Origin of the sequence: Marinifilum sp. D737 (assembly GCF_026672275.1) — a bacterium.
GTDB lineage: Bacteria > Bacteroidota > Bacteroidia > Bacteroidales > Marinifilaceae > Marinifilum.
The window spans coordinates 18,305-37,386 of record NZ_JANQCD010000041.1 but is presented as its reverse complement, the minus strand read 5'-3'; the positions used below and the strand labels follow the sequence as shown (position 1 = coordinate 37,386).

At 35.9% G+C, this 19,082-nt stretch carries 12 protein-coding genes; 4 read left to right on the top strand and 8 right to left on the bottom strand.

Annotation, left to right across the window (positions count from 1 at the left end; translation table 11 throughout):
* Positions 1–358: 358 nt before the first annotated feature.
* Complete coding sequence (locus NQ163_RS18050; protein ID WP_268191732.1) at positions 359–2,989, bottom strand: DUF5686 and carboxypeptidase regulatory-like domain-containing protein; 2,631 nt, start codon at positions 2,987–2,989, stop codon at positions 359–361.
* 662 nt (positions 2,990–3,651) lie between these two features.
* Here NQ163_RS18050 and htpG point away from each other — a divergent pair.
* The gene (gene htpG / locus NQ163_RS18045; RefSeq protein ID WP_268191731.1) at positions 3,652–5,703 is read left to right on the top strand and encodes a molecular chaperone HtpG; all 2,052 of its coding nucleotides are present in this window, start codon (positions 3,652–3,654) and stop codon (positions 5,701–5,703) included.
* 83 nt (positions 5,704–5,786) lie between these two features.
* On the opposite strand, the gene NQ163_RS18040 is transcribed toward htpG, so the two are convergent.
* The 3 genes from NQ163_RS18040 to NQ163_RS18030 form a co-directional block, all read right to left on the bottom strand.
* Entirely contained in the window at positions 5,787–9,578 is a 3,792-nt protein-coding gene (locus NQ163_RS18040) for a sensor histidine kinase (RefSeq protein WP_268191730.1), read from the bottom strand.
* Between the two features lie 196 nt (positions 9,579–9,774).
* Complete coding sequence (locus tag NQ163_RS18035) at positions 9,775–11,094, bottom strand: DEAD/DEAH box helicase (protein ID WP_268191729.1); 1,320 nt, start codon at positions 11,092–11,094, stop codon at positions 9,775–9,777.
* Between the two features lie 109 nt (positions 11,095–11,203).
* Positions 11,204–11,728, bottom strand: a complete 525-nt coding sequence (locus tag NQ163_RS18030; protein ID WP_268191728.1) for a DUF7935 family protein — start codon at positions 11,726–11,728, stop codon at positions 11,204–11,206.
* 175 nt (positions 11,729–11,903) lie between these two features.
* On the opposite strand from NQ163_RS18030, the gene NQ163_RS18025 reads away from it, so the two are divergent.
* The 3 genes from NQ163_RS18025 to NQ163_RS18015 all read left to right on the top strand — a co-directional run bounded on the left by NQ163_RS18025 (position 11,904) and on the right by NQ163_RS18015 (position 14,543).
* Positions 11,904–13,097, top strand: coding sequence for a pyridoxal phosphate-dependent aminotransferase (locus NQ163_RS18025; protein WP_268191727.1), 1,194 nt, complete (start codon positions 11,904–11,906; stop codon positions 13,095–13,097).
* A gap of 141 nt (positions 13,098–13,238) precedes the next feature.
* A complete protein-coding gene (locus tag NQ163_RS18020; RefSeq protein WP_268191726.1) occupies positions 13,239–13,883 on the top strand; it encodes a hypothetical protein in 645 nt (214 codons plus the stop codon).
* Positions 13,884–13,895: 12 nt separating this feature from the next.
* Positions 13,896–14,543: a hypothetical protein gene (locus NQ163_RS18015; protein WP_268191725.1), complete on the top strand. Its 648-nt coding sequence runs from the start codon at positions 13,896–13,898 to the stop codon at positions 14,541–14,543.
* 57 nt (positions 14,544–14,600) lie between these two features.
* Here the strand turns inward: NQ163_RS18015 and NQ163_RS18010 are convergent, their stop codons facing one another.
* From NQ163_RS18010 to NQ163_RS17995, 4 genes are all read right to left on the bottom strand, one after another.
* Complete coding sequence (locus NQ163_RS18010; RefSeq protein ID WP_110359251.1) at positions 14,601–15,800, bottom strand: FprA family A-type flavoprotein; 1,200 nt, start codon at positions 15,798–15,800, stop codon at positions 14,601–14,603.
* A 204-nt stretch (positions 15,801–16,004) separates the two neighbouring features.
* Positions 16,005–16,676: a Crp/Fnr family transcriptional regulator gene (locus NQ163_RS18005; RefSeq protein ID WP_268191724.1), complete on the bottom strand. Its 672-nt coding sequence runs from the start codon at positions 16,674–16,676 to the stop codon at positions 16,005–16,007.
* 154 nt (positions 16,677–16,830) lie between these two features.
* Complete coding sequence (locus NQ163_RS18000) at positions 16,831–18,066, bottom strand: ABC transporter permease (RefSeq protein WP_268191723.1); 1,236 nt, start codon at positions 18,064–18,066, stop codon at positions 16,831–16,833.
* Positions 18,067–18,093: 27 nt separating this feature from the next.
* Entirely contained in the window at positions 18,094–19,020 is a 927-nt protein-coding gene (locus NQ163_RS17995; protein WP_268191722.1) for an ABC transporter ATP-binding protein, read from the bottom strand.
* Positions 19,021–19,082: the final 62 nt, after the last annotated feature.

The following is a 19,082-nucleotide window of genomic DNA, read 5'->3' as shown; positions in this document are numbered from 1 at the left end:
CAAAGGGAAACGAAGGATTTCACAAAGAAACACAAAGGGCTTTTGCTAATGGCAAGGGCTCTTTTTTTGTTTTGATGCTCTCACTCAAAGTGAGGTTATCAATTTTATATCTGCAAAGAAAAATCTATCACAAAGGGAAACGAAGGATTTCACAAAGAATCACAAAGGGCTTTTGCTAATGACAAGGGCTCTTTTTTTGTTTTGATGCTCTCACTCAAAGTGAGGGTATCAATTAAGTTTATAATTTAGTCATACCCCGATATTACATGGCGCTAATAGTCGGAGGATGACTGCAAAAGAAAGCCTGTCAGAATTTGTGATATTGACAGGCTTTCTTAATGATATTCTTGAATTGTTTTTAAAAATTAAATTTCAATTTCACACCAGTATCTCTGTGATGCTTGCCATCGAAACTCCAAACGACTTCAACATCCATAAAAAGGAAGATTTGCGACAATCCGTAACCCACTTCCCAATAGTTCTTCTTGTTTTCGTGAGTTAGGTAGTTGGCAAATACTCTTTCCTGAATGGCCAATGAATTGTTCAAAATTGGCAAGCGTTTCAGTAAGAATCGGTCAGACTCATATTGCAGGTGAGCCTCAAGATAATCTTCGGTGGTTGAATGCTGATAATAATCCAACAAACGGAAAGTGTTTAAACCACCGCCCAACATTACAGTAGGCTTGCTGGTATTAAAGTGTTTAAAATCCGAAAAGTGCATGTTGTCACTAGTTAGAAAGCTTCCGGCTTTTATGTTATAGGATAATCTATCATTAAATCCGGTTTCAAACTCTTGTCTTATCGAGGCTTCTAGCAAGGAGTAATCGGCCTCCGAATCGAAAACATCTTTAATGGCTTGTTTGTATCTTAAGCCAAAGGTTGGTTGATTGTGATACCAGGTCATTCGTTTTACACCTTTTTCGATAGAATATCTGTGTCGGGGGGTGTATTCCAATTTTGCTTCAACACTAAATGATTTGTTATCCTGTACCAATAAAGGATCAACTCCCTCAGGAATATTGATGGTATATTCATTATCATCAGGATCGGAAATGTACCATGAGTTGGTATTGTACAACTGCTTTCGATTTGCATATTCAACACGTGCAGATAATCTTAAGCCATTTGCCAAATCGGTATTGTGCCAAATGTTGATATAGTTTTTATCGTACAGTTTCATGTAATTGTCTTTAAAATACAATGAACTGATGGCATTCAGAAGTGGATCGATACCCGTTTTTCCATTAAAATCGACAGCTTTGCTTCCCAAACCAAAACCGATGTAGGATCGTTTTAATCCGTTGTAACGATAATATGTGCTTAAGGAATAATCGAGATGTTCCCTTGAAAATGCATAGGTGAAATCCGGACTTAAAGTGAACAAATGCCCCAAAGTGTCGGATTTGGTATATCGAAATGGTGCATTAAAAGTAAATCCCTGAACGGTATTGTATGATACTTTATCGAAACTTAACAATCCTGGAGTAGTGAAATTTGAGTTCGATTCTTTGTATTTGTATGTTTTACCAAAAAGTAGGTGATTGAATTTAAATTTGCGATTGGCAATTCTAACCGAATCCTTATACTCTGGAGAATTACGAACAATTTCCATGGAGTCCTTTTTCTCGAAACTAATTTTTTCATCTGCCGATAAAGGAATCGGGCGCATTTCTGCCCAATACAAGGAGTCTTTGTCTTTGGCATCCTTGGCCATTTTTACCTTTTCAATTTTGATTTCCAATGGCTCTCGCACCTTTTCCTTTTTAGGTTTTTCGGTATCCTTTTCCATTAGGCGAGCCAATTTGCGCATTTCTGAATTGCTCATATCATCCTTTTCCAGAAGCGTTTGAATTTCTTGCTTGCGCTTTTGTTCTTTTACCGATAATACTTTCGATTCCTGATTGCCCAATTCTGCCACTTGTGCTTCTTCCTGCTTTTTCGAGATGTCCAGTTTTTTAAGGTAATCATGATCCAAATCAGGATTTAAAGTAATCTGATAATCTTTAATTGAGGCAACATACATGCCTTCCAACCCGAAGCCCATGCCTTTAAATTTGATGTTGAAATCGAAACTTACCGGCATCCAAACCTCTTCTTTTACCGGAGCATACAATTGATGCATGTGCACATCGGTCATTGGTAAATTCAATTTTAAATCGGCAGAGTGAATGTTCCAGTAGTTTTCGGCAATATTGATGTAACCGCGAAACAAATCTTTCCCTTTTCTTCTGGGTGTTACCTTAATTTTGTTGATCATTCGTCCTTGATCTTCAAAAACAGATTCAAGCTCGAAACGGTACACTGCAAAAGCAGTTTTATCGAGCGGAGAGATGAATCCGTCATCTTTGGTATTGTACAAGTTGGCAGTAATAAACTGCATAGGATCAGCTTGCTCGCCCAAACCAGATGAACGTATGGAGATAACCTCTTCCTTCACCTTATCAGGCAATTCGAAGTGAATTTTTGAAATGTTTTCGGTTACGAAAGTTTTGCCTGCGGTAATGCCTTCTTCTGCGAGTTTCTTTTTAAATAATCGGGGTACGCTGGTTACTTTTCCCGATCCTTTCAGGTAAACCATATTGTTGTATTCGCTAACCTGTTTGGTGTAATAATCGCCCATTGCAATGGCTTTACGCATTACATAGTAAGCAGGATCTTCGCCACTGGCCAGTACCTTAACCTCTTTTAGCTGGTAGGTTTGAGGAGCCAGGGCAACATCCATGTTCAGGTCGTTTTCTGTCATGTTAACCACAACCTCTTTGGTCTGATACCCGAGATATCGGTAATGTAAGTTCCATGTTCCTTTTGCAAGATCCATATAATACTCTCCATCGATATTTGATGTGGTGCCGGTTGCCAGCTCTTTGATGTAAATGTTGGCAAAAGGAATGGGTTTTCCTTCTAAATCTGTGATCTTACCGCTAATTTTCTGAGAATATCCCGATAAAGAAATCAGGAAGAAGAGAATGATAGTGTAAATTTTTGTCATGTTTGGCTTTGTTTAATAAATGTGTGACGGTTTAGTAGGTTTATTGTTACAGTTCTATCATATTTATGGTGTTTGAATGAATAGAAACACGCATTAGATATTATTAAAAATGAATTTATTAGATAATAGATTATTTATTAGGATTAATAATATAAATAATCAAGTTAAATGTGAATTTATGAAAACTATAGATTTTTATTAAACGGTTTAAGAAGTTTTATGTTTTTTTAACAGCTTTGGTGGTATGTAATGACAAGAAATAACTTGCAACAAATAACAGATTTCGGTGCTCTGCACCTAGATACTATTTTAGCTTATTAATTCTACAAATATTTCGCAGATCTGCTGCTTATTTTATCTCTTTTAATTGAACTTTTGTATGGTGCAGAGCACCGAAAATATTTGTAGCCATTAGAAAATATTATGGAAAGTGGTACAGCGTACCGAAATATATGTTTGGCTAGTTAATTCATAAAAATCAATCATGAATTTTGATGATATTAGAAAAAATGAAGTTTTTGCACGTTTTTATTAGACAAAGCTGACAGAATTCTGCATTTTTTTCATCTTTCCTGTCTTAATGTCATAATTATTGTAATGGCACAGGCTTTGACTAAAGGCAAGAGTAAAATTGAAAATTAATCTTTAAAAACAATATAACTATGTCAACAGGAAAAATTGGTGTTACCAGTAACGATCTGTTTCCGATTATTAAAAAATTCTTGTATTCGGATCATGATATCTTTTTGAGAGAGATTGTATCCAATGCAGTAGATGCAACTCAAAAGTTGAAAACTTTAGCTTCAACTGGCGAATTCCAAGGAGAATTGGGTGACCTGACTGTTCGTGTGAACATTGATAAAGAAGCTAAAACCATTACCATTTCCGATAGTGGTATTGGTATGACTCAGGAAGAGATCGAAAAATATATCAACCAAATTGCATTCTCTGGAGCAGAGGAATTCCTTGATAAATACAAAGATCAGGCGAATGCCATTATTGGTCACTTTGGTTTAGGGTTCTACTCTTCATTCATGATATCTGATAAAGTAGATATTGTAACCCTTTCTCATAAGGAAGGTGCGAAAGCAGTGAAATGGAGCTGTGAAGGGAATCCGGAATACACACTTGAAGAAGTTGAGAAGGCAGAAAGAGGTACTGATATTGTAATGCATGTTTCTGAAGAAGAAAAAGACTTTTTGGAAGAAAGCCGTATTCAGGAATTGTTGAACAAGTACTGTAAATTCTTACCAATAGAGATTGCTTTCGGTAAAAAGAAAGAGTGGAAAGATGGTAAGGAAGAAGAAACAAATGAAGATAATGTAATCAATGATACAAACCCAGCTTGGACGAAGAAGCCAGCCGATTTGAAAGAAGAAGATTACGGAGATTTCTACAAGCAGTTGTACCCAATGGGTGAGGATCCATTGTTCCACATTCATTTAAATGTTGATTATCCTTTCAACCTAACAGGAATTCTATATTTCCCAAAAATCAAGAACAGTGTAGAAATTCAGAAGAACAAAATTCAGTTGTTCTGCAACCAGGTTTTTGTTACTGATTCGGTAGAAGGAATCGTTCCTGAATTCTTGACTTTACTACACGGTGTGATCGACTCACCAGATATTCCATTGAACGTATCTCGTTCTTACTTGCAGTCAGACGGAAATGTGAAGAAAATTTCGAATCACATTACCAAAAAAGTGGCTGATAGCTTGATGGACATTTTCAAGAAAGATCGTACCGAGTTTGAAAGCAAATGGGATGATCTTCGCATGTTTGTTGAATACGGAATGTTGACTGAAGAAAAATTCTTCGACAGAGCCAAGAAATTCTTCTTGATCAAGAATACTGAAGGAAAGTACTTCACTTTGGAAGAGTACGAAGCAATCATCAAGGAAAATCAAACTGATAAAGACAACAATATCATTAACCTTTATGCAACCGATATGGATGCTCAGTTCTCGTATGTTGAGGCTGCCAAAGCTAAAGGATATGATGTATTGTTGATGGATAGTCAGCTAGACAATCACATTATCAACCACCTGGAGCAGAAAGATACCAACAAGAAATATGTTCGTGTTGATTCTGATGTAGTTGACAAGTTGATCCAAAAAGATGAAGTAAAAGAATCGAAATTATCAGAAGAAGAAAAAACGGATTTGATTCCTGTATTCAACTCGCAATTGCCAACCGAAGGAGTGAATTATATGGTTACTTTCGAATCCTTAGGAGAGGAAGCACAACCATTAATGATTACTCAGGCTGAGTTTATGCGTCGTATGAAAGACATGGCTGCTATGAATGCTGGAATGGGATTCTATGGTGAAATGCCAGATTCATACAATTTGGTTGTAAATACCGATCACGAATTGGTGGGCACCATTTTGAAAGATAAGGATGCGAAGCTAAGTGATAAGCTTACGGATGTTTCAGCAAAGCTGACTCCACTTTTCGAAGAGAGAGATGCTTTGGAAGCTTTGAAGAAAGACAAGAAAGAAGAAGAAGTTCCTCAGGAGGAAAAGGATAAAATGACTGACATTCAGAAGCAAATTACCGAGGTAAATGCAGAGAAAGAAGGTTTACTAAATGAGTTTGGTAAAGACAACCAATTGGTAAAACAGTTGATTGACCTTGCATTGTTGGCTAACAACATGTTAAAGGGTGAGGAGCTTGCTAAATTTGTGAAGCGTAGCGTTGATATGATTAAATAAGAAATATCATCTCATATATAGTAACAGCCGGACTTGTAAAGTCCGGCTGTTTTTTTTGTTTATTCGAGACTTGCATTATCATTTTATTTGATTGGAATGAGTACGTAAAATATAGTACCTTCATTATGTGTCGATTCGAACCAAATTTTGCCTCCCAATAACTTCGACAGCTCTTTTGAAATGGATAAACCCAAACCTGTGCCACCGTAGTTTCGGGTGTGATCTTCTTCTACCTGCCTGAATCTACCAAAGATCTCCTTGCTCATATCGGAAGGGATACCGATTCCCGTATCTTGTACAAAAAACTGGATGCCTGTATTTTCCTTTATATCAAATCCAAAAGAGATTGATCCCTCTAAGGTGAACTTGATCGCATTTTCTACAATATTTGAAAGGATTTGTTTGATTCGAACTCTATCAGAGTTGATTTGTGTTTCGGTAAGTTCAGGCTTAAGATCAAGAATGAATTGTAAATGACTTTTGTTTTTTTCTTTTAGTAGCTCTAAGGAGGCAGTATAAATTTCAGTAAGCAGATCAGCTACATTAAATTTGGTTTTATTAATTACAAGTTGACCTATCTCAATCTTTGAAAAATCCAGAATATCATTGATAATTCGAACTAGCTGGTTGCTGTTTTGGTTAATGATATTAATAAATTTATCTTTTTTCTCAGGCATTAGATTGTCGGAGGTTAAAAGACTCGAAAATCCAAGAATACCATTAAGAGGAGTTCTGATTTCGTGACTCATGTTTGCCAGAAAGGCTGATTTTAGCCTGTCACTCTCTTCCGCTTTATGCTTTGCTTTAATCAGTTGCTCTTCATACTCTTTTAGGGCTGTAACATCTTCAATAAAACCTTCTAAATAAAGAGGGTTTTGAAAGGAATCTCTTACCAATCGGGCATTGATATTTCCTGTCCATATTTCACCTGTTTTTCTTCTGAGTTTCTCTGAATAGGTTGTTAACTTACCAACCTTCATTAATTTATCAATGATTAATTTTCTTCGCTCAGGATAAAGATATATTTCATGAGTTTTTTTATTAGCAGAAGAGAGAACTTCTTCAGGATGATCATAGCCTATCATTTTGGCAAGAGCTTTATTGATGTTGATAAATTTTCCATCCAATGTAGTTTGAAAAATTCCCAGCACTCCCTGATCGAAAATTGTTCTAAATTTTTCTTCAGATTTTTTTAAATTTTCCTCTGCTTCTTTTAAATGTGATATGTCTCTAACCGATTCAATGGCTCCATACATTTTACCTTTTTCATTGATTAGAGGTGAGGCTGTTACTCTTACTGTAGCACCTTTTCCACCATATAAGGAAGGTACATATACTTCACCCATTATGTATTGGCCTTTTTCACTTACATTATTGTACTTGTCTTTTAGTGCTGAATCATCATTACCTATCAGGTCAATAAGTATAGGACGGCGCGTACCATAAAAAGGAATAGAATACTCATAGTTTCCTTTGCCTAGCATATCAGATTTCGAAATGAATGTCATATCTTCCAAAGCACGATTCCAGGCAATCACTTTTTTTTCCTTGTCAATTACAAAAGTGGCATCAGGTAAAAATTCGATGATGTCTGTCAATTGACGATGTGCTTTTGCTAATTCAGCTTCAGCTTTTTTACGTTTTCTGATATCGGTAATAAAGGAAAGAACGTAGTCTTCGTTTTCAACCACGATTTTTCTCATTCTAACAATGCTTGGGATTTTTTTGCCTGATTTACTCTGAAGACACCATTCGAATTCATTTCCTCCTCTATTCAGAGCAGTTTTTATTTTTTCCAAGGCCTCTTCTTGTGAATAAGGAGGAGTGCTTAGTGTTTGAATATTTACCTCAAGAATTTCCTCTTTAGAATAGCCCAATAAATCTTCACAAGTCTTGTTTATGGATTGTATTTCTCCGTCTGGGCAATGTACAAGTATGGCATCTGGGGAGTGTTCTTTCAACTGATTTAGGAAATAGCTTGTGTATTCTAACTTAGCATTTTGTTCAATTAGATTCTTTTGGGTTTGTTTTTGTTTGTTATATATGGCTTGCAACTTGTCAGCCATTAAATTAAAAGCAGCTTCCAATATGCCAATTTCATCTCTTGATTTATGAGGAATTCTGTAGCTAAAGTTCTCTTTCCCAAACTCTTTGGTTCCAACGATTAGGTTTTCCAGTTTCGAGCTCAGGTAAACCGAAATACCTATAGAAACAAGAATAACAAGTATGAATACAATTGCTGCTATCAGGCCGAAATTTTTCTTGGTACTTACTGCAAAATTAAGAATGTAGTTTCTACTTTGATCTAAACTTTGATTCATAGATTCATTCCCCTTAGCAATTATTTCATCGGTCTTTTGTTCTGTAGCGATAGCTGCTTTGTGAAATTCTTTTACATCGGCGCCAAGACAAACAATTCCAAAACCACGTTTTGATTTTGCATATCTCCCCGTGTAGTATGGTATGGGAGAGACAGCGGTTAGTTTCCATTTTTTGTCCCAGTAATATTGATAGGAGCCTGAACCTCCATTTTTTGTTATTTGGAACAGCCCATATCCTGTCCACATTGGCTCCTTTGAGTAGCGCATGTCGAGTCCCATTTGGGCAGAATCAACTTGCTGTTTTTTGGATGGCTTTTTCAACTGTTTTGGATTCTGCCATTTTGGGATACTTGCCAGGAACGTATATGCGTCGGTAATTTTAGAAGCTTTCCAATTTTCATATAATTCATGATCCATCCAAGGAGCAACTCGTTTCCCTGTTTGTGGATCGTAGCCCATGATGTAGTAGTTTTTGGGATGGCTAACTATCAGTCCTTCATTGCTCCAAATATAACAGTAATTGGCAGTTTCTGAATTTGGAATATCCCTTTTTTCACCCATTATGGGAGATGTGTAATCTGTAAATTCTTGGATGTGTCGGTGATTGAGTGCAATAGAAATATAGCCTATCTTATTGTTGTTTTGATAATAGGGAGTTACCAGGCGAATAATGCCTTCAAATCTTCTTCCTTTTGGATTTTCAATTCCTGCGAAAGCAGATTTTTCAGGATTAAAATCTTCTCCTGCTTTTATTGCATTCTCTTTATTGTAAATCCCACGAATACGTGAGCCAACGTAAGCACCAATAAGCTGACTAATGTAAATTTCACCTTTTTTTAGATTTTGTATTGCACTAAAATAGTTCTCCGATTGGATGTAGGTATTTTTCTTGTAACGGATATTATTCAAGCTGTTTGATATGTTCCCAAACTTTATTTTTTCTTGTCCCGACAGGTCGAAGAAGCTAATTTCCCTGTATATAGGAATTTCACGAGTGTTAATGCTGTAGGGAGGATTGTAATTGAAAAAGTGTTTATTTTGTTCCAGGGGAATAGGAATTGTATCAGATTTTTGAGGAGGTGTTGATTTGATTTTCCACTTGTGAAAAATTTCATCATAGAAATATTCACCTTGAATACGAATTTGTGAGGTTCTCTGATTTAAGAAGTTTTCAAAAGTTTTATTTGAAAGAGGAAGTTTTGCCAACAGCAGAAGATCGTCATCGCGTTGGTATAAAAACTGAGCAATTTCATTGGCTATGTTATTTCCGTAATGTTCAATGTACTTTTGATATTCCAGATCGAGTTCATTAATATGATTCTGTATGGCTTTGTGTGATAATTCTTGATAGGATCGTTTGTTTTGCTGAAAGCTGTTCTCAAGATTGGTGAGTAAGCTGTTTTTCAGTAAATCCGCACCATTTAGAGTAATGAATGTAATGGCAAGAATAGCAAACAGATTGATTGCAGTTAGTAATAAAATTAGTTTTGATTTAATAGGTAGACTATTTATCCAATTTAATATTCTACTTAAGAGGGGAGACCTGAATAGCATGATAGTAAAGACTAGGGGTTTGCTGTAATTTACAATTAAAATGTAAGTATAGCAATTCAAATCTTAACAAAGAATCATGCATAACTTATAGGAATATAGATGTTTCCTATAGAAAAAGAGAGGGGGAGAAGCTTATAAGATTTTTGTATTCCGATAGAAATGGAATTTTCGAAATACAAAAATCATTTATAGGAGATTATTTACGTCTTTTCTTTTTATTTCTCTTTTGAGCTTCTAATTGCTTTTGTCGGCCTTTCGAACCTGAAGGAGTTTTCATGTTCTTGGCTTTTTTCTGATGGAAGGCTCCGGTATCACGTCTAATCGTATTTTTTACCTTGATATTTCTAGTTTGCTTTTTCTCATCTTCCAAAAGTTGTGAAGTGATCTCAACGTCTAAAGGAACAGATTCAAGAGAAACAGGCTTGCGAATCAAATCTTCGATTTTTTCCATCAATTCTTCTTCGCCTTCATTTACAAAGCTAATTGCGGTACCTTCTTTTTCCGCACGACCAGTTCTACCTACACGGTGAACATACTCTACATAGTTGGTAGGAATATCAAAGTTGATTACATGACTCACATCTTCAATATCGATACCACGAGCTGCAACATCCGAAGAAACCATAACCCTTGCTCTGCCTTCTTTAAAAGCATTCAAAGCATTGATACGAGTATTTTGAGCTTTGTTGGAGTGAATCACACTTAGTTCTTCCCCAAGAATTTCTTCTAATCTGTCTACAATTCGGTCAGCATTTTTCTTGGTTTCCGTAAAAACCATCACCTTGTTGAATTCTTCTTTGTCCTCCAATAGGTGCTTTAACAAGTTCACCTTACTTAAAATGTTAGGAACACGATACTGAATTTGATGTATGTTCTTTACGGTTGTTGCCTGTGGAGCAACTTCAATTCTTTCCGGTAGAAATAAGAAGTCATCCGACATTTTAGCCACTGTATCCGAAAAAGTTGCTGAGAACAATAGGTTTTGATGCTTTTCTGGTAAGATATCAAAAATGGCATTCAATTGAGGCATGAATCCAAGATCCATCATTTTGTCAGCTTCGTCAATTACCAAAGTTCTAACTTGAGACATCTTCAAAACTCTTGTCATGTATATATCCATCAATCGACCAGGAGTCGCAACCAAAATATCTACACCATCATAAACCTTTTCTTTCTGAGTATTGATATTTACACCACCATAAATTCCCAAAGTGCGAATATCCATATAAGGAGTTAACAACTCAATGGTTTCACAAACCTGCAAAACCAACTCTCGGGTTGGAACAACGATCAATGCACGAGGATCCATTCCTTTTGCAAAGTTCAATTTCATCAATATTGGCATCAAGTAAGCCAAAGTTTTACCAGTACCGGTTTGTGCAATACCAATAATATCTTTTCCCGAACGAACAGGAGAAAATACCTGGTGTTGAATTTCAGTAGGTTTTTCAAATCCGGCTTCATCCAAAGCCATTCTAATTTGCTTACTTAGTTTGATATCGTCAAATGAAATCATTGCTCAAATTTTTTTAAAAAGTTCCGCAAAAATAGGGAATTTTTAGCGAATGCATGAAATTGTTAATGTGGAAATGTATTTAATAAATTACTCATTGTATATCAATGTCTTAATTCCAAATTGTGCCCACTTCGTTTTTTAAACTTGCTATGGATTTGTCAATTTCAGGATTCTGAATCTGCATATGCGATTCAATAACGGCCTTACTCAATCCAAGAGAGGAGTCGGTTGGAATCAATTGTGATGCCTCCGAATTGATAAGTTGAATAATATTTTCCTTTGCAGCTTTTATTTGTTTCCACAATTCACCAGAAACATACATTTGTTGTGATAAATTGTGTTCGAATTCTGTTCTAATGGCAGCAACCAATTTTTGTTGTAATTGCTGATTGTTCAAGCCCACAACATTCTCACGTACGATTAAGGATTCAGGATGCATTCTCTCTAAAAAGATAATTAATCGTTCATAGGCTTGTAATCGAATGGGCGTGATTTCTTTTTGGTTGTTTAGAAAGATTTCTTGTTTTCTTTTTTGTTCATCTCTTTTAAAAAATGCTTTTATTACGAAGTACGCCGTTGCAAAAACAACCAAGGATGGCAATATATATTTACTTATCTCAAGAATACCTGTCATTTTTTTAGGTTTTAGTTTAAAATTTTGTTTTTAGTTCATCCCCTGTGTGTTTAAAAACAGTATCTTTACATGCAGTAAGCAAAATTTTGTAAAAACCACTATATTTTGTTTACAGGGGGACATTATTTTAACAAAAGTATTAACCAAATTTTTAAATCCCTAAATTAAATTTAGAATGTTGAAAGTTTCGGACCGTATTGCAGCGATGGAATTATCTCCAACGCTTGCTATGTCACAGAAAAGTAGAGAAATGAAAGCTCAGGGAATCGATGTGATTAACCTGAGTGTTGGCGAACCTGATTTTGACACCCCTGATCATATCAAGAAAGCAGCGCAGAAGGCAATAGATGATAATTATTCACATTATTCGCCAGTACCTGGGTTTCTTGAGTTGCGTCAGGCTGTTGTAAATAAGTTAAAACGTGAAAATGGATTAGATTACACAACAGATCAAATTGTAGTATCAAACGGAGCGAAACAGTCAATTGCCAATGCCATGATGAGCATTGTGAACAAAGGAGATGAGGTAATCATTCCTTCGCCATTTTGGGTAAGTTACAGTGAAATTGTAAAACTTGCTGAAGGAACAAGTGTCTTTATTCCAACGAGCATTGAGCAGGACTTTAAAATTACTCCTGATCAGCTTGAAAAGGCGATTACTTCTAAAACCAAGGCATTTTTGTTCAGTTCACCAAGTAATCCAACGGGCAGCCTGTATTCGAAGGAAGAGTTGCGTGCTCTTGCTGATGTTTTTGCAAAGTATCCGGACATCGTAATCATGTCTGATGAAATTTATGAGCACATCAATTACGTAGGTTCTCACGAAAGTATGGCACAATTTGACGATATGAAAGATCGTGTTGTTGTGATCAATGGTGTTTCGAAAGGATACGCAATGACCGGATGGCGAATTGGATATATTGCCGCTCCCTTATGGATTGCAAAAGCATGTGGTAAACTACAAGGCCAGATGACTTCCGGAGCTTCTTCTATTGCTCAGATGGCTTCTGTTGCAGCTTTAGATGGTGATCAGTCGAGTGTTGTATCCATGAGAACAGCTTTTAAGAAGCGAAGGGATTTAGCCTTGTTGCAGCTTAAAGAAATACCTGGTTTTGAAATTCGTGAACCGAAAGGTGCTTTTTACCTGTTTCCACAGGTGAGCCAGTTGTTTGGAAAATCAAATGGTAGCGTAAGCATAAATAATGCTACGGATTTGAGTTTGTATCTATTGGAGACGGCAAATGTTGCAACCGTAACAGGTGAAGCTTTTGGAGCTCCTGAATGTTTGCGATTATCTTATGCTACCAGCGAAGAGCAAATGGCAGAGGCGATTCGAAGAATTAAATCAGCAATAGAGAATTTGAAATAGTATCATAAGCATATATGATGAAGCCAGTACATTTTGTACTGGCTTTTTTTGTGTCAATAATTAATTGTTAAAAAATCATAAAAAATAAAATGATAGGTAGGGGAGTGCATAATTAAAATGGTTTAGCAATAAACTACAATCATGAAACACAAAAGCTTATCATCCTTACTGATTGTCTTATTGACAAGCAATTTTTTAATGGCACAACATGTTTATCATTCTTACGATAGACAAAAAACATCCGAAAAATTAACCGATCAAACTGGAAAAGTAGAATCAAAAGGAGATAATTTTGAGGTGGGATTCCACTATGGCCCTGCATGGACTTCGGGAGATACAAAGGACTTTGCAAGACGAGGAAATGCCTTTAGTATGAATCTTGGGACCAATAATGGTAGAGTATATTTTGGTACGGAGTTTAGTATTACCAGTTGGAAAGATTACCAGGAAATGCCTGAAGCTAAAGAATTGAATTTTAATGAAACAAACTTTCTATGGTTAGTGCAAACGAAGCTGTTTTTAGGGGAAGGAAATGTGCAGCCGTATATTGGTTGTGGAACAGATTTGATAAGTTTTGGTGAAGCCATATTAACAGCGGAAGATGAAGAAGAAGACTGTTACCATTCCAGTTATTATGAAGAAGAAAATAACTATAATACATGGTTTGTTCCAAGTTTTGGTTTGAGATGGAAAATGGGTAAAGATTTATGTGGTAATGTAGGCCTAAGTGCCGATTTGTCTAGAAATTATAGCTATACACGATTACAAGTAGGTATTGTTTTTTAATTCATTAATGGTATGTTTTATCAAAAAAATAGTCTTCTGTTGGTTCTGTTAATGTTTTGCTGGCTAACATCGCAATCGCAAGAGAAATACTATCAATATTCAAAAAGTACGAGTAAAAATAAAGTAGATCTTGATTTGATAACAGAGTTTGAAATTGGCTTTCATGCAGGACCGAACTGGACAATAGGGAATACAAGAAAAATAGCCAGCTTTGGTCAGGTTTACAGTCTGAATATGGGGTGGAATGATGGAAAGTTTTACTTTGGAACAGAATTTAATTTAAGGTTTTGGGATGAAATATTAAATGATTCCAAAGCCAATCGAGTTGATTTCAATAATCAACAATTCCTTTGGTTGTTGCACATAAAGTATTATGTGATAAAAGGTGATGTACAGCCTTTCCTGGGCGTTGGAACGGATTTTTTGTCACTCATAGATCATGCAATAAATCCATCTGATGATGATGATGAATATACTGATTATAGATATCATGAAAGACAAAAGTTTCTAAATTATAATGCATGGTTTGTACCAACAGCGGGTGTTCGAATTAAAATAAGAAGGTACATGTTTGCAGAAATAAGTTCAACGATTGATATTTCTGACAATTACAATTCGATGCGAATGCAAGTTGGTTTTATTTATCAACCACAGTTTTAAAACAAAAAAACTCCTCCAAAATTTTGGAGGAGTTTTGTATATCTGGTATTGATTTACTTACGAATATAATTCTTTTAAACGTTTTGCCATACCATCTGCTAAAGCTTCACACTGATCGAAATCTTCTTGTCCTGGAGCACATAATGCTTCAGGAGTAACTTCGATGGTTTCCCATTTAATGTTTTCAGCAAATTTATTCAAACGCTTAAGGCCACCGCCTCCCCACGATTTAGATCCGAATACACCAAGTACATGATCTTTAACTCCCATGTGCTCTAATTCGTTGATTAAAGTTTCCATGGTTGGGAAAACATCACCATTGTATGCGCAACTACCCAAAATTACCCCACGATATCTGAAAATATCATTGATGATGTATGATGGGTGAGTTTTTGATGAATCGTGAATACGGATTTTCTTGATTCCTTTTCTTACCAAATGACGCGCAATGTTATCAGCCATTTTCTCTGTGTTACCATACATCGATGAATAAACGATTACACATCCTTCATCAGTTTTGTACTGGCTCCACTTGTCGTATTTGGCAACAATATCAGCAATGTGAGTTCTCCAGATCGGACCGTGAGTAGCACAGATCATTTTGATCTCTAAACCACCTAACTTTTTCAATGCATTTTGAGTTGGACGACCATATTTACCAACAATATTTGAATAGTAACGGCTAATTTCTTCTTCAAGGTAATCTAAATCAAGCTCGTCGTCGAAAATACCACCATCAAGAGTACCGAAAGCACCAAAAGCATCACCCGAGAATAGGATTCCATTGTTTGATTCGAATGTTACCATAGTTTCTGGCCAGTGTAACATAGGAACCATGTAGAAATTCAGTTTGTGCTCACCCAAATCGATGCTATCACCTTCTCTAACTTCCATTAAATTGTCTTTAACACCGTAATAACGCTCCAACATAGGGAAGGTTTTCTTGTTTCCAACAATTTTCATTTCTGGATAGCGCTCTACCAACGAACGAATAGAACCAGAGTGATCAGGTTCCATATGATTCACAATTAGGTAATCTGCCTTACGACCATCAAGTACTTCCTCGATATTGTCAAGGTATTCATCCATTGTACCTTTTTCAACTGTGTCAACAATGGCTACCTTCTCATCTACAATTACATATGAGTTATAAGCAACACCCTTTGGCAATGGCCAGTAGTTCTCAAAAATATGGGTTCTACGGTCATTTGTTCCTACCCAATAAATCTTCTCAGTAATGTTGTTTTTATTGTGCATTTCTTATTGTTTTGAAATATTTTGCATTTTCAGACTTTAAAATCTTTTTGAAAATCGTATGGTTCCGAGAATCAAAAAGTTGAAAGACGAAGCAATTCTCTTATTTTAAAAACAAATAAAGAGAAGCCTTGTTTTCAGCCCACAAAATTAAGAATTAATTTTTTTCTTAAATCAGAAAACAACATGTTCTTGAAAAAAAATGACCTATTGCTGAAGAAGTCGGATAAGTTGTTGTCTATTTAAGATTTTAATATCTCTTCGATGCGTCTCAATTAATCCTTCCTGTTCCATTTCTTTTAAACTTCTGGCAAAGGATGGGCGAGTTACTCCAAAAAACTGTGCCATTTCTGATTGTGATTTTGGTAGAGTAACTTGTTCTTTGTCTGGGGCAGCCAATTTTAAAATGTAGTTTGCCAATTTGCCTTTAATGGTTTTAAAATTTAAAAACATCAGTTTGTTGGCTAAAAACTGACTTCGATTTGAAATTAGATTGAGATAATTAATAAGGAATACTTTATTCTTCTGAAACAAATCAACAACCGATTCTTTTGCCAAAGAGAAGATTTCTACATCCTCATTTGCCGTTACATTTACCGGAAACTGATTTCTTTGTCCGAACAAAAAAGCGGAGGCAATAGGGTAGGGAGCCATGATGTCTTCAATTTTTATACTTTTTCCTGAAGGATCGAGCATTTCTCCTTTTACACTGCCTTTCATTACAATCATTAGGTTTTCGCAGCGATCTTCACGAAAAGCTACCATATCACCTTTCGAATATTTCTTAATTTTATACTGTGCACCCTGTAAAAGAGACTCCATCTCTTCTGGAGTAATGCCCCTAAAAACGGGTGATTGAGAGAGTTGTTGAAATAGCATTTTATTGTGTCAATTATTATTTTCTCAATGATACGGGTTTCTGGTCAATCTTCAAAGAATAAAAGATGGATTTATCTTATTTTAAAAAGTCAATGAGTATCCTAATTTCTTCAAGCAAACCTTTCACCCATTCACCCATTCACTCATTCACTACCTATACCATCTTCAATAAATTTCTTCTGAAACTGATTACCGAAATGGTGGTAAGAACAGTAGCAATTCCCAATAGAATTATCATTTTTGGTAGAATATCGATAAGTGGTAGTTGTCTCCAGAAAATATCAAAGAATCCTTCCATGGCCCAGTAGTTTACCGAAATTACCGCTAGTTTTTTCATGATGGCAGGCATAAAGAAAAGAGGCATCATACTTCCGCCTATAGCCGAAATCACAAGAATAATAAGAGTTGATAAACTTTCTACTTGTTTTCTGCTTTTGCATACCGATGCCATAAATATTCCGAAACTCGAGCATGCAATGGCTGCACATAGAATCATTAGAATAAGTGCGGGAAGGTTAATGAAAATATCTAAACCCAAAACCAACCAGGAGTAGAGGAACATTACGCTCAATTGCAGTACAGCCATAAATAGTGTTGACAGCATTTTGCCATACAGAATTCCAGAAGGACTAACAGGAGCAATTAATAATCGACGAAATGTACCATCTTCCTTTTCTTTTAATAAGGATGCGCCACTGGCTGACACACTGAATAGCAACATCATGATTGCAATCCCAGCAATGGCTTGCACAAGCCCAAGATTTCCATTTTTCTTTTCACCAACAAGTGCTGTCATTGGAAGTTCTGAATTCTCCTCAATTTCCGATTGCTCTTCCGAATTGTTGAATCCTTCGAATTGTTCTGCTACCTGAGCTTGTATATCTTCTATTTCAGAATCAGATAGATCTGGGTTTTTATCTTTAATCCAGGTATTTACTTTGCCTTTTATGCCTTTTTTCATGGTTACTCCAAAAAGGTTCGACCATAAAGCTTGCTGCAATAATCCCATTTCTATCTCTTTGGCTTCATCGTAAAACAATTCCATGGGTATCTTTTTTCCAGCTTCAACAGAATCCTGAAAGCCTTTGTACAATACCAAAACAGCAGTTCTTTTTCCTTTTTTGATTAGGGTTTCGGCTTCTTCATAGCTTTTAGGTTCTAACTTTAGACCTTCTTCAGCGTCCAATTTTGAGAAAACTTCTTGAGAAAGATCGGTTTTGTCTTGATCAGTAAACAGTAAGTTTATAGGTCTCGATTTTCCCGATTTTCCAATCCCACCATACATCAGGGCAAAAATGGTAATTAATGCGATGGGTAAGAGTAGAGAGAGAAATACTGCAGTTTTATCTTTAAAATATTGCTTGATATCTTTTAATGCGATTGTAAACATGTTGCTAGGTTTTAGAATGGATAGAGATTAGTCGCGTAATGATTTACCGGTTAATTCAAGAAAAATGCTTTCCAAGCTCAGACTTCTGATGTCAATCTTATCAAGTAGGAGTTCAGATTGTGAACATAGCTGAATTAACTCTGGCAAGTCTGCATTAGCCTGCGATGAGGATAGAATTAAATGATCTTGATTCACGAGAAGTTGTCCATTGTATCGATCGGTTAATTGTTCTAAACCATTTTTATTGGGATTGGAATATTTTAAATGAATCTCCTCTTTAATGGAAGAATTGGCTTTCAACTCATCCAAACTTCCTTCTGCTATAATCCTTCCTTCATCAATAATGCCAATTCTATCGCACAAACGTTCAGCCTCTTCCATATAATGAGTGGTATAGATCATGGTTAAGCCACGAGAATGGAGTTCTTCAATCACTTCAAAAATCAAATTTCTACTTTGCGGATCTATCCCCACAGTAGGCTCATCCATAAATACGATTTTGGGGTCGTGAAGTAAAGCAGCGGCAATATTAATTCTACGCTTCATACCACCGGAATAGGTTTTTATTTTGTGATTTTTTCTATCAGCCAGACCAAGAAACTCCAATAATTCATCACTTTTATTTTGGAGTTGTTGGCCTTTGATTCCATACATGGTCCCCCAAAATTTAAGATTCTCTGAAGCTGTTAAATCTTCATACAATGCAATTTCTTGAGGTACAACACCAATTAACTTTTTGCATTCAGATAGATTCTGATACAGAGATTTCTCTTCGTAGAATATTTTGCCGTCATCAGGCTTTAGCAGAGAACTTAAAATACTAATGGTAGTGGTTTTACCAGCTCCATTGGGCCCAAGCATACCATATAATTCACCTTTTTTAATGTTCAGGTTTACATCTGTAAGAGCCTTAACTTCTTTGTAAGATTTTGATAAGTTTTTTGCAACAAGCATAAGGTTTGTGTAAGGTTAGTAATGAACTAATTTACACAACTTAATTAGAATTATAAAATCAT